This is a genomic window from Bergeriella denitrificans NBRC 102155 (assembly GCF_001592185.1).
GTDB lineage: Bacteria > Pseudomonadota > Gammaproteobacteria > Burkholderiales > Neisseriaceae > Neisseria > Neisseria denitrificans.
This window is the reverse complement of sequence record NZ_BCWL01000004.1, coordinates 14,375-39,292: the sequence shown is the minus strand read 5'-3', so window position 1 is coordinate 39,292 and position 24,918 is coordinate 14,375. Positions and strand designations below refer to the sequence as shown.

Annotated in this window: 31 protein-coding genes; 1 reads left to right on the top strand and 30 read right to left on the bottom strand. The window is 56.2% G+C overall.

From position 1 onward, the window contains the following. Positions 1-138: 138 nt before the first annotated feature. The 17 genes from BDE01S_RS01240 to BDE01S_RS01165 all read right to left on the bottom strand — a co-directional run bounded on the left by BDE01S_RS01240 (position 139) and on the right by BDE01S_RS01165 (position 14,391). On the bottom strand, positions 139-717 hold the full coding sequence (locus tag BDE01S_RS01240; RefSeq protein WP_156472589.1) for a hypothetical protein: 579 nt from the start codon (positions 715-717) through the stop codon (positions 139-141). A gap of 95 nt (positions 718-812) precedes the next feature. Then, a complete protein-coding gene (locus BDE01S_RS01235) occupies positions 813-1,007 on the bottom strand; it encodes a hypothetical protein (protein WP_066076189.1) in 195 nt (64 codons plus the stop codon). Positions 1,008-1,010: 3 nt separating this feature from the next. Beyond that, a complete protein-coding gene (locus tag BDE01S_RS01230) occupies positions 1,011-1,664 on the bottom strand; it encodes a BRO-N domain-containing protein (RefSeq protein ID WP_066076186.1) in 654 nt (217 codons plus the stop codon). Between the two features lie 156 nt (positions 1,665-1,820). Further along, positions 1,821-1,994, bottom strand: coding sequence for a hypothetical protein (locus BDE01S_RS11410; protein WP_169798079.1), 174 nt, complete (start codon positions 1,992-1,994; stop codon positions 1,821-1,823). 424 nt (positions 1,995-2,418) lie between these two features. Continuing rightward, a complete protein-coding gene (locus BDE01S_RS01225; protein ID WP_066076183.1) occupies positions 2,419-3,027 on the bottom strand; it encodes a hypothetical protein in 609 nt (202 codons plus the stop codon). 26 nt (positions 3,028-3,053) lie between these two features. Beyond that, the gene (locus tag BDE01S_RS01220) at positions 3,054-3,302 is read right to left on the bottom strand and encodes a hypothetical protein (RefSeq protein ID WP_066076181.1); all 249 of its coding nucleotides are present in this window, start codon (positions 3,300-3,302) and stop codon (positions 3,054-3,056) included. A 114-nt stretch (positions 3,303-3,416) separates the two neighbouring features. Continuing rightward, positions 3,417-4,019, bottom strand: coding sequence for a hypothetical protein (locus tag BDE01S_RS01215; protein ID WP_066076178.1), 603 nt, complete (start codon positions 4,017-4,019; stop codon positions 3,417-3,419). Further along, the gene (locus tag BDE01S_RS01210; protein ID WP_066076175.1) at positions 4,019-4,282 is read right to left on the bottom strand and encodes a hypothetical protein; all 264 of its coding nucleotides are present in this window, start codon (positions 4,280-4,282) and stop codon (positions 4,019-4,021) included. The genes BDE01S_RS01215 and BDE01S_RS01210 overlap by 1 nt, the downstream gene beginning before the upstream one ends. Positions 4,283-4,294: 12 nt before the next feature. Beyond that, entirely contained in the window at positions 4,295-5,029 is a 735-nt protein-coding gene (locus tag BDE01S_RS01205; protein WP_066076172.1) for an HI_1402-related protein, read from the bottom strand. Positions 5,030-5,052: 23 nt separating this feature from the next. Beyond that, positions 5,053-6,987, bottom strand: a complete 1,935-nt coding sequence (locus BDE01S_RS11640) for a tail fiber protein (protein WP_066076169.1) — start codon at positions 6,985-6,987, stop codon at positions 5,053-5,055. A 7-nt stretch (positions 6,988-6,994) separates the two neighbouring features. Beyond that, positions 6,995-7,501 carry a putative phage tail protein gene (locus BDE01S_RS01195; protein WP_066076166.1) on the bottom strand — a complete coding sequence of 169 codons (507 nt, stop codon included), beginning with the start codon at positions 7,499-7,501 and terminating at the stop codon, positions 6,995-6,997. Next, a complete protein-coding gene (locus tag BDE01S_RS01190) occupies positions 7,498-8,550 on the bottom strand; it encodes a baseplate J/gp47 family protein (protein WP_066076165.1) in 1,053 nt (350 codons plus the stop codon). The genes BDE01S_RS01195 and BDE01S_RS01190 overlap by 4 nt, the downstream gene beginning before the upstream one ends. Positions 8,551-8,597: 47 nt before the next feature. Continuing rightward, entirely contained in the window at positions 8,598-8,945 is a 348-nt protein-coding gene (locus tag BDE01S_RS01185) for a phage GP46 family protein (RefSeq protein WP_066076162.1), read from the bottom strand. A gap of 122 nt (positions 8,946-9,067) precedes the next feature. Next, on the bottom strand, positions 9,068-9,730 hold the full coding sequence (locus BDE01S_RS01180; RefSeq protein ID WP_066076159.1) for a phage baseplate assembly protein V: 663 nt from the start codon (positions 9,728-9,730) through the stop codon (positions 9,068-9,070). Continuing rightward, on the bottom strand, positions 9,727-10,905 hold the full coding sequence (locus tag BDE01S_RS01175; RefSeq protein ID WP_066076156.1) for a phage baseplate assembly protein: 1,179 nt from the start codon (positions 10,903-10,905) through the stop codon (positions 9,727-9,729). The genes BDE01S_RS01180 and BDE01S_RS01175 overlap by 4 nt, the downstream gene beginning before the upstream one ends. After that, the gene (locus BDE01S_RS01170) at positions 10,895-12,265 is read right to left on the bottom strand and encodes a DNA circularization protein (RefSeq protein WP_066076153.1); all 1,371 of its coding nucleotides are present in this window, start codon (positions 12,263-12,265) and stop codon (positions 10,895-10,897) included. The genes BDE01S_RS01175 and BDE01S_RS01170 overlap by 11 nt, the downstream gene beginning before the upstream one ends. After that, complete coding sequence (locus tag BDE01S_RS01165) at positions 12,262-14,391, bottom strand: phage tail tape measure protein (RefSeq protein WP_338065840.1); 2,130 nt, start codon at positions 14,389-14,391, stop codon at positions 12,262-12,264. Before BDE01S_RS01165 ends, BDE01S_RS01170 begins: the two co-directional genes overlap by 4 nt. Before the next feature lie 499 nt (positions 14,392-14,890). Between BDE01S_RS01165 and BDE01S_RS11405 the strand changes: the two genes are divergently transcribed. Further along, positions 14,891-15,067, top strand: coding sequence for a hypothetical protein (locus BDE01S_RS11405; protein WP_169798078.1), 177 nt, complete (start codon positions 14,891-14,893; stop codon positions 15,065-15,067). 37 nt (positions 15,068-15,104) lie between these two features. On the opposite strand, the gene BDE01S_RS11210 is transcribed toward BDE01S_RS11405, so the two are convergent. The 13 genes from BDE01S_RS11210 to BDE01S_RS01105 form a co-directional block, all read right to left on the bottom strand. Then, positions 15,105-15,260, bottom strand: coding sequence for a TetR family transcriptional regulator (locus BDE01S_RS11210; RefSeq protein ID WP_115225411.1), 156 nt, complete (start codon positions 15,258-15,260; stop codon positions 15,105-15,107). Between the two features lie 5 nt (positions 15,261-15,265). Beyond that, positions 15,266-15,667 (bottom strand): hypothetical protein, encoded by a 402-nt coding sequence (locus BDE01S_RS01160; protein WP_066076148.1) that lies wholly within the window; start codon positions 15,665-15,667, stop codon positions 15,266-15,268. A gap of 2 nt (positions 15,668-15,669) precedes the next feature. Further along, complete coding sequence (locus BDE01S_RS01155) at positions 15,670-16,047, bottom strand: phage tail protein (RefSeq protein WP_066076144.1); 378 nt, start codon at positions 16,045-16,047, stop codon at positions 15,670-15,672. An 81-nt stretch (positions 16,048-16,128) separates the two neighbouring features. Next, positions 16,129-17,541, bottom strand: coding sequence for a phage tail sheath subtilisin-like domain-containing protein (locus BDE01S_RS01150; protein ID WP_066076141.1), 1,413 nt, complete (start codon positions 17,539-17,541; stop codon positions 16,129-16,131). Further along, positions 17,541-17,756: a hypothetical protein gene (locus BDE01S_RS01145; protein ID WP_066076138.1), complete on the bottom strand. Its 216-nt coding sequence runs from the start codon at positions 17,754-17,756 to the stop codon at positions 17,541-17,543. Before BDE01S_RS01145 ends, BDE01S_RS01150 begins: the two co-directional genes overlap by 1 nt. Then, positions 17,743-18,393, bottom strand: a complete 651-nt coding sequence (locus tag BDE01S_RS01140) for a phage protein Gp37 (protein ID WP_066076134.1) — start codon at positions 18,391-18,393, stop codon at positions 17,743-17,745. The genes BDE01S_RS01145 and BDE01S_RS01140 overlap by 14 nt, the downstream gene beginning before the upstream one ends. Then, positions 18,374-18,814: a gp436 family protein gene (locus BDE01S_RS01135; protein ID WP_066076128.1), complete on the bottom strand. Its 441-nt coding sequence runs from the start codon at positions 18,812-18,814 to the stop codon at positions 18,374-18,376. The genes BDE01S_RS01140 and BDE01S_RS01135 overlap by 20 nt, the downstream gene beginning before the upstream one ends. Beyond that, positions 18,815-19,186 carry a hypothetical protein gene (locus BDE01S_RS01130; RefSeq protein WP_115225468.1) on the bottom strand — a complete coding sequence of 124 codons (372 nt, stop codon included), beginning with the start codon at positions 19,184-19,186 and terminating at the stop codon, positions 18,815-18,817. It lies immediately after the preceding gene. An 83-nt stretch (positions 19,187-19,269) separates the two neighbouring features. After that, complete coding sequence (locus tag BDE01S_RS01125; protein WP_066076119.1) at positions 19,270-20,178, bottom strand: Mu-like prophage major head subunit gpT family protein; 909 nt, start codon at positions 20,176-20,178, stop codon at positions 19,270-19,272. After that, positions 20,179-21,246: a phage protease gene (locus tag BDE01S_RS01120; RefSeq protein ID WP_066076115.1), complete on the bottom strand. Its 1,068-nt coding sequence runs from the start codon at positions 21,244-21,246 to the stop codon at positions 20,179-20,181. A 225-nt stretch (positions 21,247-21,471) separates the two neighbouring features. Next, positions 21,472-21,888 (bottom strand): phage virion morphogenesis protein, encoded by a 417-nt coding sequence (locus tag BDE01S_RS01115; protein ID WP_066076112.1) that lies wholly within the window; start codon positions 21,886-21,888, stop codon positions 21,472-21,474. Between the two features lie 136 nt (positions 21,889-22,024). Beyond that, positions 22,025-23,338, bottom strand: a complete 1,314-nt coding sequence (locus BDE01S_RS01110) for a phage minor head protein (protein ID WP_066076109.1) — start codon at positions 23,336-23,338, stop codon at positions 22,025-22,027. Further along, positions 23,325-24,893 carry a DUF935 domain-containing protein gene (locus BDE01S_RS01105; RefSeq protein ID WP_066076106.1) on the bottom strand — a complete coding sequence of 523 codons (1,569 nt, stop codon included), beginning with the start codon at positions 24,891-24,893 and terminating at the stop codon, positions 23,325-23,327. The genes BDE01S_RS01110 and BDE01S_RS01105 overlap by 14 nt, the downstream gene beginning before the upstream one ends. Positions 24,894-24,918 lie beyond the last annotated feature (25 nt).

The following is a 24,918-nucleotide window of genomic DNA, read 5'->3' as shown; positions in this document are numbered from 1 at the left end:
TTGTAAGCCGCCACCAGCTTTTGCACAGTAACGCAATAGCTTTTGCACACGCTGCCATCTGATTTGGCATTAGCTTTTACACAAAATAAAGTCTTTTTAAAGCCCGTTTAAAGCGATTTTAAACGGGCTTTAAAATGTCTAAAACTTCCAGACCATATTATCCTCATACTCCGCGACACCCCGTCCGATGTTGACGGTTAAGCTCTCTGTTTTGAAGCCGTTAAACCGCGGCCATTCATCCGGTCTGAAATCCCTTACATAAGACAAATAACTAAGAAGCTCGCTACGGGTGCTACCGAACAGGATAAATGGCGGGCGCACCATATCCATAAGCTGCAAAAATTGCACCATGCCGAAGTAGCGGTTGTTGGCGTACATGCCTTGTAGGGTTGAGACGTAGGGCGGGTCGAGGATAAGCAGGGTTTTAGGGTTGCCGAGGTGCGGCGGCAGCAGGGTTTGGAAGGGTTGGGATTCAATTTCTAGGCCTTTTAAGTAGTCGTCCGCAGTTGGGTAGTCGCTTCTGCGGATGCTGTTGTACATGTGTTTGGTGTAGAACTCGGCAAGCGTGGCGGCTTGGTTGCCGCTGAATAATAGCCATGAGCGCAGGCAGTTTAGGTCTTTGTAGCCGTTGAACGACTGAATGGCTTGTACCACCTTGGCTTTGGTCGCTTTGTCCAAATGTTTGTTGCGCGTGTGGTCTTTGAGCTGGTCGTACAAGATGCGCCGCAGGCGGTTGGTGTCGATGCTCGTAGCCGTACAAGTAAGCGTTGTAAGAAAACCCGCAGGCATTTTGCTTGCGGGTTAGTGTTAGGTTATGGCTGTACTACTATCATATTTTCAAGTGCCTTATTCAGCAATTCCAAAGGCAACTCCAGCAGTTCGGTAAACGGATTATCAGTTTCGACAAACAGTATGGACAAACCTCTTAGTGCGGTGACAGCACGCAGCATTTCATGATAGTCGTCATCAACATAACAGCCGATTTCTTTGATTTCGCTTGCTTTCATGGCTTAACCCTCCAAACCCAGAGACTGTTGCGCTTCGAGCATGGCGCGTTTCTGCTGCCGCGCCGCGCAGCCCAATCTGCCCGCGCGGGCGAATTTCGGATCGGGCGCGTAGGCCACGATGCCCAGGCGGTCGAGCTCTTTCAGGCGGTGGCGCAGCGCGTCTTTGCTCACGCCCATCAGACGGGCTTTTTCGTCCCAGTCCAAACCCATATTGTGGTAGCGGACGAGCTTGGCCGCTTCGGGATTGGCTTTCAGATAGGCTTCTTCCAAAAGGCCGACGCGTTCCATGTTGAAGCGCAACGTTTCGCGGTCGACGGCGACAAAACCGTCCGGCTCGGCCAGTTTGGTTTTCGCCCACGCGCGGAAGGCTTTGGCGTTCGGGGTGTTGGCGAAGAAACTCAGCAGGTTGCAGCCGGAGTGGCTGAAAATCCTTGTTTCTCTTTGCTTTCCGTCAACCGCCATCAATTTGATGGTGGTTGAATCGCCGTCTGAAAACTCGTCAAGATGGCGGTTGTAGAGGTTGTTCACGCCGTCGCGGGCGCGTTTGTCGGAGAAGCCCAAAGCCAAACCGAGTTGTTCAGCAGTCAGCCATTTGCCACCGTTGTGGTCGATAATGGAGATTTGGGACGGGTTGAATTGTTGTACAGGTGCATTCATGATAGAATGTCCTTTCATTTGAGTGATTAAATGACGCGGAAAGAGTGTTGGTAGCACTGCTTTCCACCTGTTCCGCCGATGTTGACGCATCGGCGGAATTTCTTAACAGCAGCTTGCTGTTGGGATAATACTATCTCGTTTAGCGAGAAATTACAACTATTTTTTGAACCTTTCTCGTAAAATGTTTTTAATCCATTGAGAAAAATCAACATTTTCTATAAGCTCAAGCAAGTCAGCATCTTTTTCCTTGTGAAAAGAAACCGCTTTCATTACTCGGTTTTGCTCATATTTTTTTCGATACTCGGCTGCCTTTTTTGCTTTTTCATCCATAGGCAATCCTTGATTTTTAAAACCGTTGGCGGTATAGTTTAAGAAAGTTTGGAGGAAGGGCAGCGGTGTTCTGCCGCCCTTACTGCTAGTTAGGTTTTATTACCAAGCCGGGAAGCTGATAAGTAATAAACCCAACAGGATTAAGAACTTAATCATTTTCATCACCTCCTTTCTTTTTGGGATTCCCGCCGCCTCCAACGGCGGGTTTCTTATTTCCTAATCCATGAAATGAATTATATCGCTAAACGAGATTTTTAACAACCCCTTTCCCCAAAAAAATCCCACAAAAAAAGCCGTCTGAAACCCTGATAATTCAAGGGTTTCAGACGGCCTTGAAGTCATGCAGACTGTTCCTGCGTGGCTGGCGCAGCGGTGGTGCTTCACCGCTGCGTCACCGTCCCTCTGAATAACTTGGTTTCAGCGGTTATGCGAACATAACCATACCCGTTAAAGTAAACCCGACTGCAGAAGCGTTGAGTGGTCTGCCTAAGACTTCCACGCGGGTAATCTCGAATTTGGCATTATTCGATACATGCGGCCATCCCGCGTTGCCAATGCTGATTTTTTGACTGACCCAATCGGCAACACTTGCTGTGTGTACGCCTGATTTCACATGCTGGCCGCCAGATGTCAGGGTGTAATGCACAGTCACCTCCGCATTACTTTCCACGCCCTTTGTCTGCGCGACAAGGGTAATGCCATCAGAACGCAAGCGCGTAGAAGATTTTTGTTTGTCGATTGCAAAATCGGGCTTTTCTTGAAAAACTGCGGTATACACATCAATATAGTTATCTGTTCCCGCAATGCGTTTGCGGCGGGTTTCCCACCTCAGAACATGGGTAGCAGGGTCATATTGCGGTGCGCTTTCGTCCAGCAGTTCAAAGCCTGCGGGAATCGGGCGGGCTTCCAATTCGTCTTGCGCGGTTTTCAATTCGGTTTGTTCTGTTTTCAGCTTGCCAACGACTGTTTTAAGCTCATTGACTTTGCCGCTGATAACTTCAACCAACTCATCAATGCGTTCTTTCAGTTCCATAATTTCTTCCTTTCGGTTCGTTCACATTAATCAACTAATTCCAAGAAGCGGGCAGCAAAATCCGTGTCGGTGTCGCCTAAGTTCAAGGTTTTTTCTACGGCGGCTTTCTGCTCCGCCGTCAGGGTTTGCGCTTCGTTCAAACTCAAACGCTGCGCGACGGCTTCTTCAATCAGGCGTTCGACTTTTTCAGAGGAGTAAACGCTTGTTGCCGAAGCGGCTTCATCATTTATCGGAACATCTGCGCCGCCATTCAGACCGGCTACGGTGCTTTCCATCTCCAGCACTTTGTTTTTTTAGCTCGTTGAACTTTTCGCTGACGACTTCAACCAGCTTGTCGATGCTCTCTTTCAGATTCATCTTCATATTGTTTCCTTTCTTTTCAAAATTAATTAATCGACCAGGGCTAAAAATTTCGCGGCGAAGTCGGGGGCATCCTCGGCTTCTTCTTCGGGCGCGGCAGATAAGGCGGTCAGCCATTCGTTGAGCGTGCCGTCAAACCCCTGTTCTACAGCCAGTTCAAACGCGGATTTGCCTTTGAGCGATGCGATAAAGTCGGCGACTGTGCCGTCAAAGCCGCTTTCCTTCGCCAACTGGTACAGGTTTTTGACCACTCCTTCCCGCACTTCCACACCGACGGCATCGCCGCTTTGGATTTCAGCGCACACATGCATGGCATGGGCGGCGGGCGTGATGTCTTGCAACAGGGTTATCGTGCCGCGCAATACGGTACGCACTGCGCCGCCGCTGGTAAGCTGCAGGTCATATTTGGCGCTGCTCCATCGGGCGTGCTCGGTGTGGCATGACGAAAACGTCACGTTGACGGTGTGGCCGTTGACCGATAAGGCGGGCGAGAAGCCGTCGCCGTATGTGGGTTTGACCCGCATTTCAACGGCCACGCCGCTTAAATTCAGCGGCTGCCCGTTGCCGTCGCGCAATTCGATGGTGAGTGCGCGGCTGTCACCGCGGTAAAGCGTGAAGTGGTGGGTCTGCATCAGCCCTCCTGTTTCATATCCGGCGGGAAATGGCCGCGTGTCAATTCCATGCGGTAACTGTTTAAACAATGGTCGTGCTGCCAGCGAAACAGCACTTTATCGACGATAAACAACGCAGCTTTCCAACGCCGCTTCGGCTCGGCCGTCTGATTTTTACGCCAAATACGGCTGCTCAAGGTCTCGTCCGCATGGCCGCCCAATACCGTGTTGAGCAGCTGGTCGGCGGCGATGGCGATATGGCGGAAATGTTGTTTGGCTTTCATGCGTTCTTCCTTTTAAAGTGCGCTAAACGCGATTTCAATCGTTTCCAATGCCGTCTGATTTTTGGCCTTTTCAATCTTGGTCTCCAATGCCTGCCGTTGGCCTGCAACATGGGCGGTCAACTTCTCGAACGCCAGCGATTTACGCAGTGCGGCGGCTTTGAGTGCGTCGGCAGGTACGCCGCGGCTGGCGGCGATTTGGTCGAGCACAGGCGTATCGGCGGCGGGGTCGGCGTGCCAGGCTTTGGCTTCCGCGCTCTGCAAGACCCATGTGCGGATTTCAAAATCGGGGTAACTATCTACTTCGGCGGCAGCGGCGACAAATGCCTGCGCGGCGGCGTTCAACTCTTTGAGTTTGGCCGCTTTGGCCTGCGCCAGAATTTCGGTGGCGGCTTGGTCGCTCAAAATCCATGCGCTTTGCTCTTCGCTCCATGTATGCCATGCAGACGGCGGGGCTTCGGTGGTCATACCGTCGGGCAAAGCGCCTACGCGGGTGGTTTCAAACGGCTGGCCGGTGGCCTTGTCGTAAACCGTTTGGCCGCGAAAGTCGGGTATAAATTCCCAGCCGCTTCCGTTCCAACGCGCGGCGTGGCCTGCGGGAATTTCAGACGGCGCGGCGGCTTCGATGCAGCCGCCCGGCACGATGTAGCTGCCGTCTTTTGCGTAAGTATCTAATTCCGCTTCTGCCATGTCGACAAACAGGCCGTCTGAATCGAGCTGGATGACGGGTTTGGTCCATTGAATAGTCATGTTTTTTCCTTTTTAAAAAATCGTTAATAAGCGCGGATGAAGACGGGCAAGGACAAATTGCGCGGTCGGGTTTCGCCTACCCATTGCGTGCCGGATGTGGTCATTAAGCCGTGCGTGGCGAGATTTTGGCTTTGCGGATTGGGTCTATTGGACGAGTTCCACACATCAAAAGCGGCACGGTTGTATTCGCCTGCCAAATGCTGAAGTTGGTAATCGCCAAGCCCGGCCCAATCGCCCCGCACAAATAAAGCATCATCATTTGCTGCCGTAATCGCACCCATGCCGTGGCGGTGGTTCATGGTTTCCTGCCCCTGAAACCCACCCATCACACGCCCTCTATCTACTCCGCGCCCATCGTCGTAAACCCGCAAAAATTCGCCGCGAACATCGGGAATATTGAACGTGGTCGAGCCGTTGCCTGCACCGTAGTAAGTGCCCACAGCCGCAAACAGCTTGGCATAAGTGGTGCGCGACAAGGCGGCGCCGTTGCATTTAATCCAGCCGGGCGGCGGATTATTGTGCGTAAAGTACGCCACCATGCCGACAGGTACAGTACCCGTCTCGTAGCGGTCGCGGAAAGCCAACGGACCGAGGTTTGTGCCGTCCACCTGCACCGATAAATGCGGATGGTTATCCGTTGTCCCCCAGCCGATATAGACTTTATGGGCTGGGTTTTGATTGGCGCCGCCGCCTTGCTGTATCGGCATGAAGCCCAAGTCCGCCCACGTAGGCTTAAAGCCTTGGTGGTAAATCTTGTTGTCGCTGTAAGCTAAGTCGCCGTTATCTTTGAGTTGCAGATATTTACGACTGGCGGTGTTGTGAACATAAACATCTGCGCCACCGCTGCCCAACATCAGATTGCTGCTGCCCGCACCGGTGACTGTGATGTCGGAGGCAAAGGTTTTATTGCCCGCAATGGTCTGATTGCCGTTCAACATCACGCCGTTCAATTCAGTGAGAACGGCTTTCATGCCCATGTAGCTGCCGTCTTTATTCCAAGCGGTCGTGAACAGGTCGAAGCGGTCGCCGTAGGCGAAACCTAAACCGCGTGCGTAGGCATTATTCGCATGCTCGGGGTGTGCAATGTGGATTTCCATTGACGGCAGAGCCTGCCCGTTCAGCTGAGCGCCGTTACCGCGATAAAAGCCCGTTTTGGCGTAGGCCGAGCTTTTATCTGTGTGATAATTAATGGTTTGTAAAAACGGCTTTTCAGCGGCAATGCGGGTGTTTACAAAGCTCTGATACGCTACGGTTTCGCCGCCTGCCACACGTGGAAAGGCCACGCGGCCGATTTCGCCGTTGTCGGCTCCGACAAACACATAATTAAAGCGCGCGCCGTTTTCATTCGCGCTTACGGGTGCACTTTCAAAACGCCAGTAGCTGCCGTCTGAATTGGTTAAGCGGTATTTTTCCCACGCATTGCGCTGGATATTCAAAATGCCGTTAGCCAAGGTTTGATTGCCGCTATTACCCAACTTATCTGCGCCCAGCTGCTTCCACGCGTTCCAACCGCTGCTGCCCGATGTCTGCGTGCGCGTCCAAATGCCGCTGTTGTTGTAGGGGATATAAACCTGCGTGCCGCCTGCAACGGCGGGCAGGACAAACAATGTGCCTGCGGCGCGCACGGGGTAGTTGTTGGCCTCGGTCGCGTAGGCGTTGGCAGTGTTATGCCACACGCCGATATTGGCTGCCGTTGCGGTCAAATCGTTCAAATTACGGTCGGCGGCAAGTGCGCCGCGCAGCTTGAAGCTGCTGTCGTCAATCGGGGTCAGCAGCTTTTTCAAAGCCGCTGCAAGCTGCTTCTGGTCGGCCTTGTTCGGTTTGATGCCCGCCATTTCCAACACGGCCAACATCTCGGCCTGAAACTGGTTTAACCACCAAGCAGGAAGAATCGTGCCCAGCTCCGAAGTGCCGTTGCCGTCGTGGAAGAGTTTGTCTTTGGTGTCAATCGGGTGCATTTTTTTCTCACACAAAATAAACTTCGGTATGCGCCGGCTTCAAATCACGAATCAGCCGTTTGAGTGCCTCGGCGCTGTAAGGTCCGCTACTCAGGGTCTCGACCCGCCAAACCCACATAATGTCTTCGCGCGCCAACCTGTCGCCTGCGCGGTTGACGCCCGCGCGGAAAGGTTGCAGCTCACGGATGGCGATGTCGTAGCCGAAAGCGGCAGCCAGGCGGACGAAATACGGTATAGACAGGCCGCCCGTTTCGTTGATTTTGGCGATGGCTGCGGTAATGCGCTGCGCTTCATCGCCCGTAGCAGCCAGCCCCAAAACGCGCTCCCAATCGGGCAGCAGCGAGCCGGCTGTTTGCGGCAAAACCGCGCCGGACACCGTGGCGGCAGACATATCGACCCCGTGGCACATCCGCGCGTCAATATCGGCCTGAGCGCGGACTTTCGGCGCATTCCGCGCATAAGACACGGGCGGCAGCAGGCCCAGTAGCAGGGTTCGGTAATCGCTGCGACTCATGGCATCACCGTGAGCGTGATTTTGCCCGGCTTAAACCATTCGATTTTTTCGCGCACGTCCGCCGAGCGGTTGGCCGCAGGTGCGGTCAGGCGGCGGTCGCGGATGCCGGCCACATTGCTGATAACGGCTTCCAGCTGGGAAACCACCAAATCCTGCGCCGGGGCGAGATTGTCGAAATATTCGGCCACCGCCGCCGTAACCGCGCTTTGCGCCTGCGACAGGCTGATGCCGTCGAGCTTGACGGCGGCCGTAATCGGAACGGCGGTAATCTCAGGCTTCAAAACCAACACGTTTTTGGCGGTGACCGGCCGCATATCGTCGATATAGGCCTGCACGCGCGCCAATGTTGCGTCAGACGGCAGGCCGTTGTTTGAAATCACGGCGATGTCAACCGTACCGTAGCCGCGGCGCAGCGGGTACACCTGAGCGTCGGTTACACCGTCTATGCTCAAAGCCCAGCGGCGGTAGTCGTAGCGGTTGCCGCCTGCGGGCGGGCGGCGGATAAGCTCCAAAAGCCGTGCCAGCAGGGAAGCATCGTCTTCGCTGTCGGTGCCGCCTGTGGCCGACAGCGTGCATTTGCTTTCCACGCCGCTCGGCGCGGCCATAAATTGCGCGGCTTTATCGGCGGCATTGCCCGCCACGCCGCCTTCCTCGGCACGCACGGCCACTTCGGCCGTGCCGTTGCGGGCAATGCTGACGGCTTCGGTGGTGGTGTAAAACACATCACCGGCTTTGATTTGCAGGCCGCGCGCTACCTGGCTGCCGCTGCGGCCGCGGATGCGCGCCGTGCCGTCTGCCGGGCTGGCATTGCGCCGCGTCAGGCCGCGCAGGGCGGCATGGCGCTCCAGATATTCGGTGTCGGCCGTATCGGGAAAAATTTGCCGCGCCACCCAGGCTTGGTGTTCGTATTGGCCGACCGCCACGCTGGCTAAGCGGCTGGCGTGTACATAATGGTCGGAATCCGCCGAGACATCGGCCGACGGGTCGAGCGACAAGGTATCGCGCAGCACCGCTTGGCGGATTTCTTCAAAAGTCGGCACTTGAAACATGGTTTAAATCCTTTTTAAAACGCGTTTAAAACCCTTTTAAAGCGCGTTTAAATCACGGGTACTTTATGGCGGTAGTCGAAGCCGCCTTTAGCGGTATCGACCCGTATCAGCAGATACAGACGGCCGTTTGCGGGCTGTACGGCACGCACGCTAATCTGTTCGGCGCGACCGTCGTCGATAATCGGCTGCAAGGCTTCTTCTGCGTATTGCTGCGCCAGCTGTGCCACATGTGCGAGGTCTTTCTCGCGTTGCAGCGTATGCAGCAGAGAGCCGATGGCGGGGTCTGCCCACCAGCTGCCCAGCGGCGTCTGCAGGCGGATATAGACCGCGTTTTTCAGATTGTCGATGGTATCGCCGGTGTAATCGCCGCTGAGGGGATCGAGTTCTTTATCCATGTTGAGATTTTAAAAAAACGGCCAAGCGCCGCGGAGCGCGGGGGCTTCGGCCCCATCAGGCATAAAAAACGCCCGGTTGCGGCCTGATTGCTCAAACCGTAACCGGGCGGCTCTGCCCGAAATCACACCACTTCGCCCGTTTGTGCGCCTTGCGTTTCGATGTGCTTGTGGCGGCTGCCGACATCTTTGCCGTTGTTGGTTAACGCGCCGGTGGTGTTCAAATTGCCGACCATTTCCACATTGCCGGTAAATTTGGCACCGCCGCCGCCCTGTACCGCCATGCCGCCATTGCCGTTGATTTGCCCGGTGGCTGTGACCTGCTGTGTTGCCGTCAGCATGGGTGTATCAAAGGTCGCGCCGCTGCCGGCGTTGACTTCGTAGTGCTTGCAGTTCACTTTAAACACTTCGCAGGTCGCTTCGATAATTTTGCCGTTTTTCAAAACGATTTGCGCGCCGTCGCTGTTGTAAACCGCCGTTTCACCCGGGCTGAGGTTTTTGATGCGGAAGCTGCCGTGCTGGGTCGCCACCACCACACCGTGCGACGTGTTACCGCCTAAGGGAATAACGACCGCCTCCGTGCCCTCGGGCGGGTTGCTGGTGAAGCCGTATTCCTGCAGGTGTTCCAAGTCTTGCAGCGTTTCATCGGCCAGCCCCGAAAGCTGCACGCGCTGTACCGGCTCGGACGAGACCACCAGCGTGATTTTGCCGCGAAATGCCGCGCGTACCGTATCGCCGATGGCGCGTGCCGCACCGGCTGCTTTTTTTGCCATTTTCGCAATGCTCATTCAAATACCGCCAATCCTTTCTGCGTCGTTTTTTTCCGCACGGCCGTTTTGCCGCCGCGCCCTGCGACGGGTTTCCGTTTGTCGGTTACGCCTTTTTTACGCCCTTTGCGTTTGCGCGCTTTCTCTGCCTTGGCCTTATAAGCGTCGGGCGTCCACACGCCGTCTTCTTTCAGGCGCAGCTCTGTCACTGTGCCGCCGCTGCGTGTCAGACCGAAACGGCGGCCCATCAAAAAGAAAATACCGTCTATACCTTCCTCTTCGTCGATAACGTGCACACGCTGGCCGGGCTGCCACAATACGCCCGATTCCGTTGCATGGCCGCCGACCGTGGCCGTCAGCGTAAAACCTTCCAAACGCCAGTCGGCCAGCTGCTTTTTGGCCTGCTTCTGCAGCGCGGCAAGGTTTTCCGCATCGGCAATCACAACGGTTTTGGGGCGGTGCAGCGTCATGGTCGGGTCGTGGTAAACCCATTTCAAATCATGCTTGCTGCCGTCACCGCGCTTGGCATGGCTTTGGCCGAGAAACGTGACTTCCGAATAGCGGTTTTCAATGCCGCGCTCAATCTGTATTTCCTGCACGTTCCGCCGCGTATCTGCGCGGCTCCAGCAAAGCGTGGCCACAGGCTCGCTGCTGTAATCCGCGCCGCCGACGGCCAGCACGCCATCGGGCGTAAACCACGGGTGCAACCCCGCCGAATTGGCGATTTTGGTTAACGCCTGCCATACCGTCTCGCCCGGCTCGATGTCGATTTTATCCAGCGGCTCGTCCTGCTCCGCCCGCAGTTCGACTTTGACAATATGCGGCCACGGCTCAACCAGTTTTTTAGCCGCTTCCAGCACACTCATACCTTGTACGTTCAACTGCGGGGCGGAGCAGTCCACCAACAGCCCGGCCAAATCGCGGCCCACAAGGCGCAGGTCGCGGCGGCCTTTGCTTTTATCGTCCGACTGGTTATCGATGATGCCGGTCAGCACCACTTGGCCGTCTACCAACACTTCGCACGTCTCGCCCGATAAATCGGGAATGCCGCCCGCTGCATCATGCAATCCGACCGACAGCTCGAAGCCGTCGGCAGGAATCAGAAAATCGCTGTCAATGCTGTAGCTCTGCCAGTCACGGTGTTCTTGGCCGCCGATGCGGATGGCGGTCTGATGGGTATAAGGGTTATTTCGCATAGCAGTTCATCAAAGTGCCACGGCGGATAAAGGCCGGATGGCGGATATGGGGATTGAGGCGGATAAGCTCGTCGGCGCGCGTGATGTCGGCGTAAAACGCAAAAGAAGCCTGATGTACCGTGCCGTCCAGCGGTGCAGGACGCACGATAAGCGGCGGCTTCTGATTGATGGCCGCCCGGATAAAGAGATTCAGACGGCCTGCGGTATCGCGCAATGCTTCGGTGGTGTGGTGCGTACTTTGCGCCAACAGCGCTGTTTCCGCGGCTTCCGGTGCCCGCTCGGCCGCTGTGGCACGCATGGCGCGCAATCGGTCGATATGCGCCTGAATGCGCCGCCGCAGCGTACGGTCAACCTGCATCAGGTCGGGCGCGCCCATGGTGTCGCCGTGCGCCTCCAAAAGCTCGGTGGAAATAGTCAGCAAGGCCGCCAGCGCAGCAGATTCCAGCAGCAGCGCCACCGGCTCGATATGGCGGGGCAGCAGCTTTTTCAAAGTCTGCGCTGCACGGTCCTGCGCCAGCACATCCAGCGGCAGCGCACACACCTCGTCGGCTTTCAGGCATACCGCATCAATACGGCGACGCACGCTTTGGCCGCCGCTGCTTTCCGATACGCCCGCATCAGCAGCCCGGCGCAACCCGGCTTCAACCATCTCAAACACCAGCGCCGCCGCCGTCTGCGGCTGCGCTTCGTACCCGTCTGCCGTCTGAGCCTGTTGCGCCTGCACCTGTGCCGTCTGAAAAACCGCCGCCTGCAAGCCCGAAACAGGCCATGCCGCTTCGGAGAAACCGAACAGCTGCCGCACGGCGGCAAAGCTGCCTGCCAATGCGGCATGAATGCCCCAGACAGAGCCGAACAGCGCCGACACTTCCGACTTGACCGCCAAGACCGAGTCGATAAAGCCCTCTCCGAACGAGCGGTAGGCATCGATTTTGCCGATCAGGCGCTCCAGCGACATCAGGAAGCTGTTTTCAAACACCAGCAGGGGCTGCGCCTCGGAAGCCTCGCGAAACGTCATATCAATGGCGGCATAGTCCACATTGTCCGCTTCGTGGCGGTAGCTCCACGCTGCGGGCATCATGTTCTGCATCCGCCCCCACACCGGATGCACCAGCACCCCGGGGCCGCTTTCTTCCAAAGCACTCAGCAGCTTCAACAGGCGGCTGCTGTATTGTTTGCCCCAAAATACCGCGCTGATTTGCACCTCGCGGCCGTTGTTGCCCATGTCTTCAAGGTCCGTGCCCGATACAAAAGGCCGTGCATGTTCGGCCAAAGCCTTGCCGTTGCGCTCTTCGATGCGCTCGATGTCGAACGGAACACCCTTAAAAGAAGCCTCCTGCAATACCGTATGCCAAGCACTCATTGTCCCGCTCCCCGGCCGAACATCGCGTATTGATGGCGTGAAACTTCATTGGCAATCACGCGGCCGTCGATGTTGACGCTCATATTGTTATTAATGGTGGTTTGTGCCGAAGCCATGGCGGCAGCAACCTGGTCCACCCGAGCCGCTACCGCTTCCGAGCCTGCTTGCACCGCTGCCGTATAGTCCGCCGTTTGCCCAGCAATGGAAGCCGTATAAGCCGCTGTCTGCGCCTGCACCGCAGGCACAACCTGCTCCTTAGGCTCGGCAGGCGGCGTCACCGGCAGAGGCGCAGGAATACCCGCCGCAGGTGCAAGCGGCGCGGGGGCAGCTGCCGCAGCGGGCGTATCGCGGATGGAATCGGCGATCGCCGCATGAATCAGGCCTGCGCCGCCGCCGATGGCAGCACCGATGGCCGTGCCGATGCCCGGGATAATCGAACCGACGGCCATGCCCAATGCCGCACCGCCTAAAGCAGATTCCGCATAGCCTGCCGCGCGGCTTTCCCAACCGCCTTCGGTAAAGGCCTTATCCGAATTGCGGCGGATGCGGTCGTGAGAATCGTATAAAGCCCAGGCTCCGCCCACGCCGGCGGCAGCCAAGCCGCCTGCTTTCAGCAGCCCGGCCGCACCCGCACCGCCTTTAAAAATCCCGCCGATACCGCCCGAGCCGCTGCCAAGTAGCGACATCGCACCTAAAGACAAACCGGCGGCAGTCGCAGCAGCGGCCAAGGTCTGAATCGCCAGCGTGGCATTAGGGTATTCGGCGGAGAGCTGCTTGAATGCGGTTTCAGCCTCGATGGCAGCCGATACGTCCTGTTTGAGCAATGCGACGTTTTCCGCTTTTTCCTGCTTGAATGCTTCGCCTTGCTGCAATACGGCATTTTTCTTATCCACCAAGCTATCCGTCGCCTGCAGACCGAGCAGCCCTTGCATATAGCCTTGCACCTGCTCCATATCGGCCGCCGCTAGCAAGCCGCCTTTGGCCTGAATATCAGGCAGTAGTGAAGATAAGACAAAGCCTTTCATGATGTTCATCTGGCTTTCAGCCGTTTTATCACCGGCTTCAGCACGTTTCTTATAGGCTTGGTATTCCGTATCTTTCTCCAACAGGGTATTGGCCAAGCGTGCCAATACCTGCACGGCGCTTTCCCCGTTTTCCTTACCCTTCAATACCGAGCCTTTCCAGTCTATGCCTTGACCGGGTTTATCCGGGTGCGTCATCTTAGTCAGCCGTTTGGTGGTATCGGCTGATAAGGTTTTCTCCAATAGGTTGCGGACATTGTTGGCCGCTTCACTGTTACTGCCTGCCTTATTGGCTGCCGACTGTAAAGTAGAGAGCAAAAAGCCGAAGCCCTGCAGCCCGTCCATACCGGCAGCTTTGGCAGCAGGCAACAATGCAGGCAGCTCGCGCACCATGTCGGCGATTTCAAAGTTACCCTGCATACCTGATTTCATTGCATATTCAAAGGCTTTGCCTAAATCTTGTCCTTTGAAGCCGAAGTCGGACAAAACCTTCATCAGTTTGGCCGTATCGGCGGCGTTGTAGTTGCCGATACCTTCTGATGATGCAATCATGGCGCGGTGTGAGGTATGGGCCGCCCCTTTGACTTCATCGAAGCTCATGCCGTTGGCCATCATGCTGTTGACAAGTTGCAGGGCGGCATCGGCGGTACCGCCGTTTTGCTCAACCAAATCCAAAGTCAATGCCCTGATTTCCGCCTTACCCTGATTGGCAATCCAATCTACGGACTTTGTGTTGTCTTCGCCGTATGCCTGCCAAGCGACTTGAGTAATGTTGGCATCAAGCTGCTTTTGGCTTTCCATCGCGGGTTTCAATACCCCGATGGCGGCCATACTGCCGGCCAGCACCGATCCGCCGACAGCAAGGCCTTTGCCGAAGCGGGATTGCAGCCCGATACCGTTATTCAGCTCCTGATTCAGCTCGCGGATGCGGTTGCGTGTTGCCACGGCTGCCCGTGCCAAATCATTACCGGCCACTTTGCCGCTTCGCGCAAGTGCCTCATATTGGCGCTTGGCTTCCTGTATTTCCGACTTAATCTGCTTGGCACTGCGTAATACGCCTTGATTTTTCCCCAATTCGCTCAGTTTTTTGCCAAAAGTCTGCAAATGTGCTTCCGTACTGGCAATTAAGCGACGTGCACCTTCATCTTTACCGGCAATAACCAACGATATTTTCATGTCTGCCGCAGCCATAAAAAAAGCCCTTAAACTTAAATTAACTCAAGGTCAATTATCGTTTAAAGGCAGCGGCGCGGCGGACTTGGCAGGCTTCAACCCCGCCAAGCGAAAAGCCGTCTGAAAACCTTGATTTATCGGGTTTTCAGACGGCTTTTTTTATAGGATTTTTTCGTAAAAAGACTTGCCAAAAATCGTAATTACAAGTATAATTCATCTTGTCGGTGCAGCAAGGCCGATACGGGAAAAGCCCCACCGAAGCGGGGCTCAACTTAGGAGAAAGAAAATGAAGCCTCACCTTCAAATTCTTATCTTGGTTGTCCTGCTGTTGGTAAGCGCTAACGCTTACTAAGGACTAACCAGCTAGGCGGCCAGCACGCCGCCTAGTCCTAATCTTACAAAAAGCCGTCTGAAAAATCAAGGAGTTTCCATGGCTGATAAAGAAAAGCAGATTGAATGGCAAAAAAAATACGAAAAAGAAAAACGCGCCATGCGTAGTGTTTCTTTTAACCGTACCACCGAGCAGGATTTGCTGGCATTTGTCGATAAAGTGAATTTCTCCCAATGGGTCAAAGCGAAAATCCGCGAAGAGCTGGAAAAACAGTAAGCGCGTTAAGGCCGTCTGAATATTCAGACGGCTTTTTTCATTCCGGCGGTTTTTGCCGTTTCGACACAATCACGCCGCCATCGCCTGCCTGTTTGATGCCCATGCTTTGCAGAATGTCGTCTGCCCAGGCTGCTGCTTCGGCGTGGGTCATGGCATCGGCTTCGGCGGCACTCAGCCCGGCTTTGGCCAGCAAGATGATTATGCGGCGGCGGGTGCGGGCGGTGTGCCGGTAGTCGTAGGGTTCGGCTCTGCCGCTTCGGCGGGCTGCTGCGGATTGTCCGAAGCGGCGGCGGATTTTGCCCGCAGTGTTTCCGATTCGTCCAAAATAATGCGGTAGTCTTCGCCGACCAGATTGTCCATCAGCCAAGCGATGCTCATTACGGATGGCGGCAGGCCGTCCACCGACAGCTGCTGCGTCCAATAGGCCAAGGTCATGGCGACACCGCTTTCGGTTTTGCCCGGCTTGTGCGCTTCGGCAAAATCTTCATAGGCTTCGAGCGCGCGCAGCTCGGCACCTATGGTTAAGGGGCGCAGGGTGGCGGATTTCAGACGGCCGCCGTCATGCGGCAACCCCCAAAGCAGGGAAAATGCTTGCTTCATGGCTACTCCTCGATTTTGTGCAGCGCCTGCATCTCGATGTCGATACGGGCTTCGTTATCCGCTTCGTATTGCTCGCTGGTTTCCAGCGTGAAGCAGTCGAGATAAGACGTGCGCTTGTCTTCTTTGTTGATGGGGAAGATGGTGATTTTGGCTTTGGTGATATTCGCCCAGTCGATTTGCGTGCCGTCGATGGGCAGCGCGGCGGTTACGGAGAGTTTATGCTCCGTAATACCGTCGGCGTAGCCGAGTACGCGGCCTTTACGGTTCATGGTTTTAACGGGCTTGCGGCCGGTTGTCGTTTGCGGCTTGAGGCTCACGATTTCGACTTCGCGGCCGTCCACTTCCATTACGATTGCGCCGGCATAGGTTGCATCGCTCATACGGTTTCCTTTTCGGTTTTTCAAACGGCTTTAAAGGGGCTTTAAAAGGATTTTAAAAAGGCTTTAAAGCCGTTTGGGGGTTTATAAAATCAAATCGATGCGTCCGGCGAAAACGTGCAGGCCGTTCACAACATCGGCAGGAATCGCGGCATTCAGGCGGCCGGTATCATTGACGGCGCGCACCATCAACAGTTTGTGTTTATGCTCCGCGACATTTTCAATAATCTCGGCATCTTCCAGCTTGGTCAGCACATCCAATACTTCGGATTTCACTTTAGGCACCATGCGGTCAAACAGCTTGTTGCGTGCGAAGCGCAGGGCAATGCGCTCTTTGATTGCGCGGCGTACATAATCCAAAGTGCGGATGGTGGTAATGTCGAGCAGGCTCGGGTCTTCCACGCCAGCCGCCGAGCGCGTGTATGTGGACACGGCGCGCATGATTTGCACCCGGTTGTTGACCACCGTCAGCGGAGTCAGGCCGTTGTAGAGTGCGTTATGGCAGGCCACATAGAGCGGCCAGTCGCCATCGGGCGTGATATTCAGGCCTTTCACTTCCAAAGTATTCAGCGGCCGCGCCGGGTCTTCTTCAAACGCGAGCACCGCCGCATAGCCTGCCGCAATCAGCGCATTGGCTTCCTGTGCGCCTTTGTACCAAGCGCAGGTCAGGCGGCCGCTGTTGAGCTTGGCGGCAAAGGCCGTGCCCGTGGCCAAGGTGCCGCGCCAGCCGAACACGCCGATACAGCCGCGCTGCTCAATCGAGTTGGACACATCTTCAATATGCTTGCCCAATGCGCGCGCAGAGGTGTCATCGGTAAAAGGCGATACGACAATGTGGTAGTGCTTGCCCGCAACCACGGCCAAAGCCGCAGTCAGGTCGGGGCTGCCTGCGCCGGAAGCCATCGCAGCGGTCGTGATGCTCAAGCCGGGCGCGCTGCCGGAGGCGGAAAGGCTGATTTCATTGCCAATCGCGCCTTTGTTTTTGGCGGTCAGCGTCAGGGTAGCCTGCGCCGCTGCCGCTGTAACCGGGCAGGAATCGGCTGCGGTAATCACGTTTTTCAGCTTACCGGCCAACGCGGCGGCCGTATCGCCTGCCGCAACGGAAACCGCATAAGCCGTGCCGCCGATAACAATTTCCAACTGCCCGCTGCCGGAAGCCGTGCCCGACAGCACCACCTTACCGGAAGCGGCCACGGCCGAAGCCGGATCGGGCAGGCCGATAACGGTCAAATCCAGATAGGCGTTGTTGTAAAAAGCCTGGCGTACCATCAGCTGCGCCCATGAGCCGCGGCCGAACAAATCGCCTGCCTGCACATCGCTGAAAAGCTGCACCGGCGTCAGGGGCGGCTGCGTACCGCTTGCGAGCATGGGCGCGAGCAGCAGCACTTTCTGCGGGTTTTGCGGCAAACCCTGTACAGCTGTGCGCGTATTGAATTCGAGATATTGGCCGGGTACGCGGATGCCGCCCGGAATGGTGTCAAACTGGATGTGTTCCATTATTCGCTGCCTTTCTGTGTTTTGGCGGGTTTGCTGCTGCCTGTGTCGGGTTCTGCGGCGTCTTCGGCCGCCACCAAATCGCCGTCGGCCAGCAGGCAGCGGTAGTAGAGACTGTCGCCGTCCACTTCCACCGCGTCTGCGCCGATATAGGCATAGGGGTCATGCTCCATCGGCACATTCAGGCCTTCTGCCGCGCGTACTTTAATTTTCGTCATGTTTTATCTCCAAGTTCACGGGAATTTCCGCGCCCGAAGCCGGGTCGAAAATTATGCCGTCGAAGTGTTCAAACCACGGCCACGGCTCTGAAAGCTCGCCGCGGTATTTTGTAAACAGATAATCGGGGCTGCACGGGTCATCGGTTTTTTCCGGGAAGCGGCCGTCTTCCAAAGCGCAGCTGTTGAAGCGCAGGGTATATTCCACCGCAAACACCGACACCGCAGCGTTGGCCACCAGCGCATGGTTGGCAATCGGGCGCACCGCTTTCGGGGTCAGCCCGCGCGAATCGCCCAAGCCCAAACGCTGCCCGTCGAGCAGGCGGCGTACCGCCCAAACCAAGTCGTTGCTGCCCACTTCCCGAATGTCGATGCCGCCGTGCCGCTGCGCCGTTTCGTTGCGTATAGAGCGCGTGGCGGCCATCACCACAAATTCGGCCGAATCCTGATAACGGCTGCGGGCGGTAGCGACGGCTTCGATGCGGCTGCCGCCATACGTGACCCATACCGCAGGCAGGGTCATGATTTGGGCGGCCAAATCCTCGGCTTCGCCGTTGTAGCTTTTGACCGTACGCACCATATTGCCCAAGCCGCGCCGCAACCTGTCGACAATGGCCTGCTCAATGCGTGTGATGACCATGCCGCGTCCTTCCGAAAATACGGTTGTTACCGCTCACGAATTGCACGCCGTCGGCATCGGATTCAACGGGGCTGCCGTCATCGTCCAAACCCAGCTGAACCTCGCCTTTGGCCAAAGCCTTCAGCAAATCGAGCACATCGATTTTGTAGCGGTTGCGGATTTCTTCGGTAATCAGCACGCCCGATGCCGAAGTCAGGCGGTAGCGGGCGATGTCGCAGCAGAGCCGCACCAACACCGGCGGCACTTTTTCAAACGGCAGGCGGAAACGCCCCAGATAGGCATCGATTTCCGCCGTTGCGTCTTCCAAGGCCACGGCCGCCACTTCCGCATTAATCCGGCCGTCGCGGTCGCGGTCGGTCAGTTGGATAAGCTCCAAGTCCCCGAAACGCGCCACCATATCGTCCACGGTCGCGTAAGCCATCTACTTCGCCTTTTTCGTTTGCAGCTGCGGCTCGGCCAAAATGCGGCTCCAGGCATCGTCGCCGACATCGGCGCGCTCGATTTCGCGCCAGCTGCCGTCAAACTGCAGGCCGCAGCGCCAAAATGTCTTACCCGAAGCTGTACGCACCTGCATGGTTTCGTCGTCTGCCTCCGCCGGGTCGGCGGCTTTATCCGCAGCAGCCAGAGCGGCGGCCAAATCCTGCTTTTCATCTTCGGCCTGTGCTAACAGCTCGAGCAGGCGCCGGTTTTCCGCCAAGGCTTCGTCCAGCTTCTGCTGTAAAGCAGCGGCGAGGGCGGTATCTTCCGGATTGACTTCGGCGGTTGCGCCGGCTTTTACGGTTTGTTTTGCCATCATCATGTCCTTTTGCTTTGGATATTCAAACGGCTTTAAAGCCTGTTTAAAGCCCGTTTAAAGCCGTCTGAAATACCGGTTAATCAGATATGCACACACACGTGCAGTTTCAGACGGCCTTTAAACGTATTGGTGGTGCCGTTGATTTTGTCGGCTTCCAGCAATTCGCGGGCGGTGTCTTCCAATGCGGGCGGTACGACCAGCAGGCTCGGCTTCACGCCCAGCACATAGCCGCCGTCGGCTTTCAGGGTCAGCATTTTTTCGATGATTTTGGCGAGATTGGCGCGGGTCAATGCGGTTTTCTCCGCCAAATGCGCCAGCTGCCACAGGCCGAAGCCGGCATTGCAGCGGCGGCGCGAGCCATAGAGATACACGTCTTCCATAAAGACCTTGTCGGATTTCGACGGGTCGAATTTGGTTTCAAACTCAGGCGCGGTGCGCTCTTGGAACACCAGCGGCTTCAACGTTTTGGTGTCATCGATAACATACCAGGACGGCACATCGGTATCGCTGCCGGTGGTGATGTTGGCGGTCGGCGTGTTATCGCCGCTGCCGTCGTTTTTGCTGTTGACCGGATGGTCGGTATCGAAAAAGTTTTGGCCGTCATAGCAGAGCGTTTCCTTGCCTTTGGCCAGCAGTCCCCATACCAAATCATCGGGCAGCGCGGCGGCGGATTCACCCATTGCCGCCATCATCGGGCGGTACATGCCCACTTGGTCGTCTTCGATGTCGGTACGCTCTACCGATACCGTGGCCTCGAATTTTTTGTTTTCCAAAGCCATCGCCTGTTTGGCCATCTTGCCGATTTGGCGCTCGCCGACCCATTCGCGCATTTTCGGGAACTTGCCCAGCCATGCGTAGGTATTGACGGCGGTGGTGGAAGGAACGGTCATCGCCACGGTGGAATAAGTTGGCTTGACTGATTCCAGACCGTTTTGAAATTCTTTGCGGAAGGCCGCCGTGATGGCGGTCAGAATGGCGGATTTATCCATTTATTGGTCCTTTTCTTCTTTAATTTTCATAAATTCGGCATGGCTCATGCCCAGCATTTTTGCCGCGGCGGCTTCTTCGGCCGTCAGCGCCGCCGTGCGCTCTTCGGGCTTCGCGCCATCGGTTTGCGTGCCGGTCAGTGCGGCCACCGGCTGCGCCGATTCGATAAAGCCGCTTAAAAAGGCCAGGCCGCCCGGCTGTTTCAACACACCTTCTGCCCAAGCCTTTTGCGCGGGCAGCAGCTTGCCTGCCGCGAGTGCCGCAGTAATCAGCTTCTCGCCTTTGTCTGATTCGCGCTCGGCAGTCAATGCCGCCACTTGGTTCTGCAAGGCCTGCACCACTTCAATCGGCGCGTATTTCGTCAAATCGGGCGCGGTTTGTACGCTCAAAGCGGCGAGAGCCTGCTCTTTGTCGGCCAAGTCTTTAAAAACATCGGCCGACAAGACTGCGCCTTCGGGTTTGGCGGCCAACAGCGCGCTCAAAGCGGCCGTCAGCTCTTGCTCGGTAGCCGTGGCCGGCAGGCCGAACAGCTGTTGCAATAATTGATTCATCGGTTTTGGCTCCGTAGGGTTGGGGTTGTGGCCGAATCCGGCCGAAGCGGCGGCCAGCACTTCATCCATGCCGTCCAGCGCGGGGTAATTGGTTAAGGCCGCATGAAAAATCTTGCGGACAAAACCCTTGGTGTCGTAGCTGAATACCGCCGACACATAGCGGTATTCCTTAGCCGCAATCGCTGCGGCGGCTTTCTCGGTCCACTCCACATCGGCAAACAGCCCCTTGGGCGTGAACTCCAGCCAGCGCATCCAGCCGGCAGCAGGGGCGGGTTGGCCGTTACGCTCTTTGTGAAGCGTTTGGTGTTCGTAGTCGACCACCAGCTGATTGCGCGCGGCATTGGCCAAGTCCGCCACATCGCGGCCGTTTTCTTCGGTCAGGTACCAAGCCGGCGCATCCGTCGGGCGGCCGTCCACTGCGCGGAATTCCCCGTAGGGCAGCAGCTGGATGCGGCCGTCTTTGGCCTGCACCTCGAAGCTGCAGGCGGCCAGGGCAAGCTGTTTTTTTGATTTCGGCATAATCGTCCTTTCAGCCTGTATTTTCTCCGTCTGAGCGGCGGCGGGAGAGCGGACGCCTTTCAACCCGATGCCGCTTTACTGCAAACCGCCGCCGAACGACACGGCAAGACCTGTTTAAAGACCCTTTAAAGCCGCAAAATGGCGGCGTTTATCCGCTCAGGCAGGGGTAAGGCAGGGGTCAATAAAAAAACGCGCTAAAAAGCGCGTTTTGGGGCGGTTGTCTGTTTACCTGATTAAAGAGCGGAAATAGTCCTGTACCTCATCGGCCAGCTTCTGCTTGCCGCTGTTGTCGAGTACGAGAAATTTGCGCTGCGGAATATGCACCTTGCGGCCGCGTCCGGCCATGCCGCCGAAGTTGTGGATGGCGGCATAGACGATATTGGTGCCGACCAATGCCGTATCGTTGTCGTACATCGTGGACAAGCTGTTACGCAGCGCGCCCGTATCGGTGAGCGGCTTGCCGTTGCGGTATTTCAGCCCCAACCATTTCGGACGGCCGCCGTAGCGGAAATTCTTTCTGACCTCCATGTGCATGGTTTCGGCCAGGCGGCGCATCAGGATATAGCGGTTTTCCACACCCTGCTGCAGACGTTCGATTTGGTTTTGTACGACGAAAATATTGTCTATTTTGACTTCAATCATGATAAAATTCCATCAAGCCGTTAGAAAAGCGATGATAATCTCCCTATCGCGGCCGTCTTGCAATCTGTATAGATTGGGCATTACATTGTCGTTACAGGATTGAGTGTGTGTCAGTGCGGGGAGCCTGACCTAACGGCTATTTTCTTTTCAATACCGGCTGCTTTTTCAGCCAACGTTCAATTTCCTTTTCTTCCGTCCGCCGGAACGAGTCTAAAAAAATCTCATCTTGGCTTTCTAAATATTTCAGCACTGCCAAATAGTCATCTCCATTTTGCCGACTAACCAGTAAAAAACTGTTTTTGCCGTGTTTGCCGTCGGTAAAAACATAATCGGGAGTGTTGATGATTTCAGGCAGCAGCGCATACTGAACCACTCCGAAATTCTGCCCCTCGCGACTATCAACCTGCTTAACCAGCGTGTCGTCTGAAAGCCAGACCGTTGCACGTTTTATTCCAGTTAGGTTTTGCGTCTCCAAAGATAATACACCTGCTGCAAACTTCAACTGCCTTTGCAGTGTATTGCGGATTTGGATTTTTTTACTGCTATCCGGTTTACCTTCAATTTTCAGGCGGCCTTTCACTTGGTAAAACTCTTCTTCGAGTTGTTTAAATACCGCCTGAAACTCCGCACCGCCCATTTCCGCCTTGGCAAATTCATGCGCCAGGGCGCGGTCGTATTTGTCTAGGTCGGGGCGGTAGTTCATGCGCCCGGCGTTGTAGGCAAAACCCCTGTCGGTGGTGTACAGGCTGCCGTCGGGGGCTTTATAGGCTATGGTCGGATAGCTGTCGCCCTTTTTGTTGTAAACCTTATTGGTTTCCACCAGATTGTGCGGACCCGATACGCTCAAAGCCAAGCCTTCCCGCGCCATATCCTGTTCGGAAAGCGCGATGACCGAGCAGCGGCAGTTGTAGCCGTTGGGCGGGTAAAAAGTAGTCCAAAAGGGATCGCTGTAGCGGTACACCAATCCGTCCATCGCCGCATGGGCGGGGCGGGTGCGCGCATCGCCTACCGCGTCGTACATCCAATACGGGCGGTTGTCGAGATTGGCCATATAGCTCTGATACTGCCCCGCGCTGTAGGCCGCCTGCATATTGGTACGGAAAATAGTCTCCAGACGGCGCGGTGCGCCGAACACTTCGCCCGTGCCCGGGTCGATGATGTCGTGGCCGTTATGGCCGTTGGGGTGCAGCCAGCCTTTGTTTTGCAGATGCTGCAAAATGTCTTTGCGCCAATCGTGAAACGACTGCCCCGTTTCGGCTGCACGAACCATGCTCTGCTTGATGTCGTTGAGCATATCCAAATCGGTCATACGGGCGATGGTGTACACCTTGGCAGTTTCCGAAGCGGTCAGATTGCGGTAGTTTTCGGTGGTAACCTGCTTCGCTTTCAACCATTCGACGGCTTTGGCCGGCGCCAGCCCCAGCGCGAAAGCGGACTTAGGCGCGGCCATGATGCTGCCCCAGCAGGTCGCTGATAAACAGCGCGTTTTCAAGGTGGCGCTGCAAATCCCGATTATTCATCTGCGGATAAAGCGCCGTCAGAGCCGCATCCGCTTCTTCGTAGCTGTCGCAGGCCGCCAATACCGCCACCGCCTGCTTGACCATAGGATGCAGCTGGGCGTTGAAATCGGGCACGGCCAGCGCGTCATCCAAGATGCTGTCCAGCAGCGCCTGCTCCTTGGCAACGGTTTTTTCAGACGGCCTTTGCGCCGACAAAGCCGCCATAGCCGCCTGCGTGACCGGATTATCCGCCCGACTGCGCCGCAACACCGCTTCGCCCTCGGCCGCTTCGGGAATCACGAGCTTGTCGCGCACCCAGCCCTCGGGAATCTGCACACCGACATCCACCAGCTTCGGCAGCGCTTCGGCGAAAATCGCGATGTCTTCGGCTTCGCGCGTATCAAATTCAAATTTAGGCGCGCGCAGATGACCGCCGAAATTGACTTCGACAAAGGGGCGGATGATGCCGTTGCTGATGCTTTGTGCAATTTGCTTCGCATCCGATACCAGCAAATCGCGGCGCACTTCGTTGTGGATTTTGCCTAGAGCGTTGGTACTGGATTTGCCGTCTGCGCCGCTGGTGAGCGTTTGCCCCAAAATCAGGCGGGCGGCAGCTTTTTCACACCAGTCGGCCATCTGTAAAAACGGGTTGGCGCCGGCATTGATGCCGGAAGCCGCATTGTGCAGCTCGACGGCCATGCCTTCGGGCATGATGCCTGCCGCGTTATGGCCGATTTCCGCAACCGCCCGCAGCAGTGCGGCCTTTTCCTCTTTGGTCGCGCCTGCGCCGTATTTGCCGATGCGTATCGGCATGCCGTACAGCTCTAAAAATTCGGCGAAATCATGTACTGCATAATGTTTAAACATATAGAGCCATGCCAGCGTGCGGAATAAGCCGTTGCGGGCGGCCTGAACGCTGCGCGACTTATGCACGTGCACCACCCAGCCCAGCGGCCACAAGGCTTCGCCCATCACATGCTCGGGCGTTTTCAGCAGCAGGGTATCGTTTTTATCCCAGCGAAACCACGATTGCGGACGGTGGGTAAAGGCTTGCGGATAATACCGGCCGTCTGAAAAAGCCCAGCCGATTTCCAAAGCGGCAAACCCGTGGCCGACCGCATCCATCAAATCCATTACCAAATCGTCAAGATTCGGCAAGTTTTCAACCAGCTCCGTCACCGTTTCCGTCAGTTTTTCTTCTGCGGGCGTAGCATGGCGCGGCGGCACGATGCGCCAGTCCAGCGTCAGCAGCGCGCGCTTGCGCGTGCCGATATTCGCGCCGATGTCGCTGTCGCGCTCTTCGATGTCGGCAAACAGCTCATGCTGCGCCGTGATGTCGCCGCTTTCCGCATCTTCAAACAGCGCCCGCATTTTCTGGGGCGTGATAAAGGCGGAAGGGTGTTCGGCAATGACCCGGCCGGTGGCGGTAATCTGCGCCGCTTCGGTTTGCAGCGACTGCTCCGGCTGCGGGTTTTTGACTGTGTTCTTTGCTTTGTTTTTTGCCATTTTCAAACCTTTTTAAAGCCGTTTT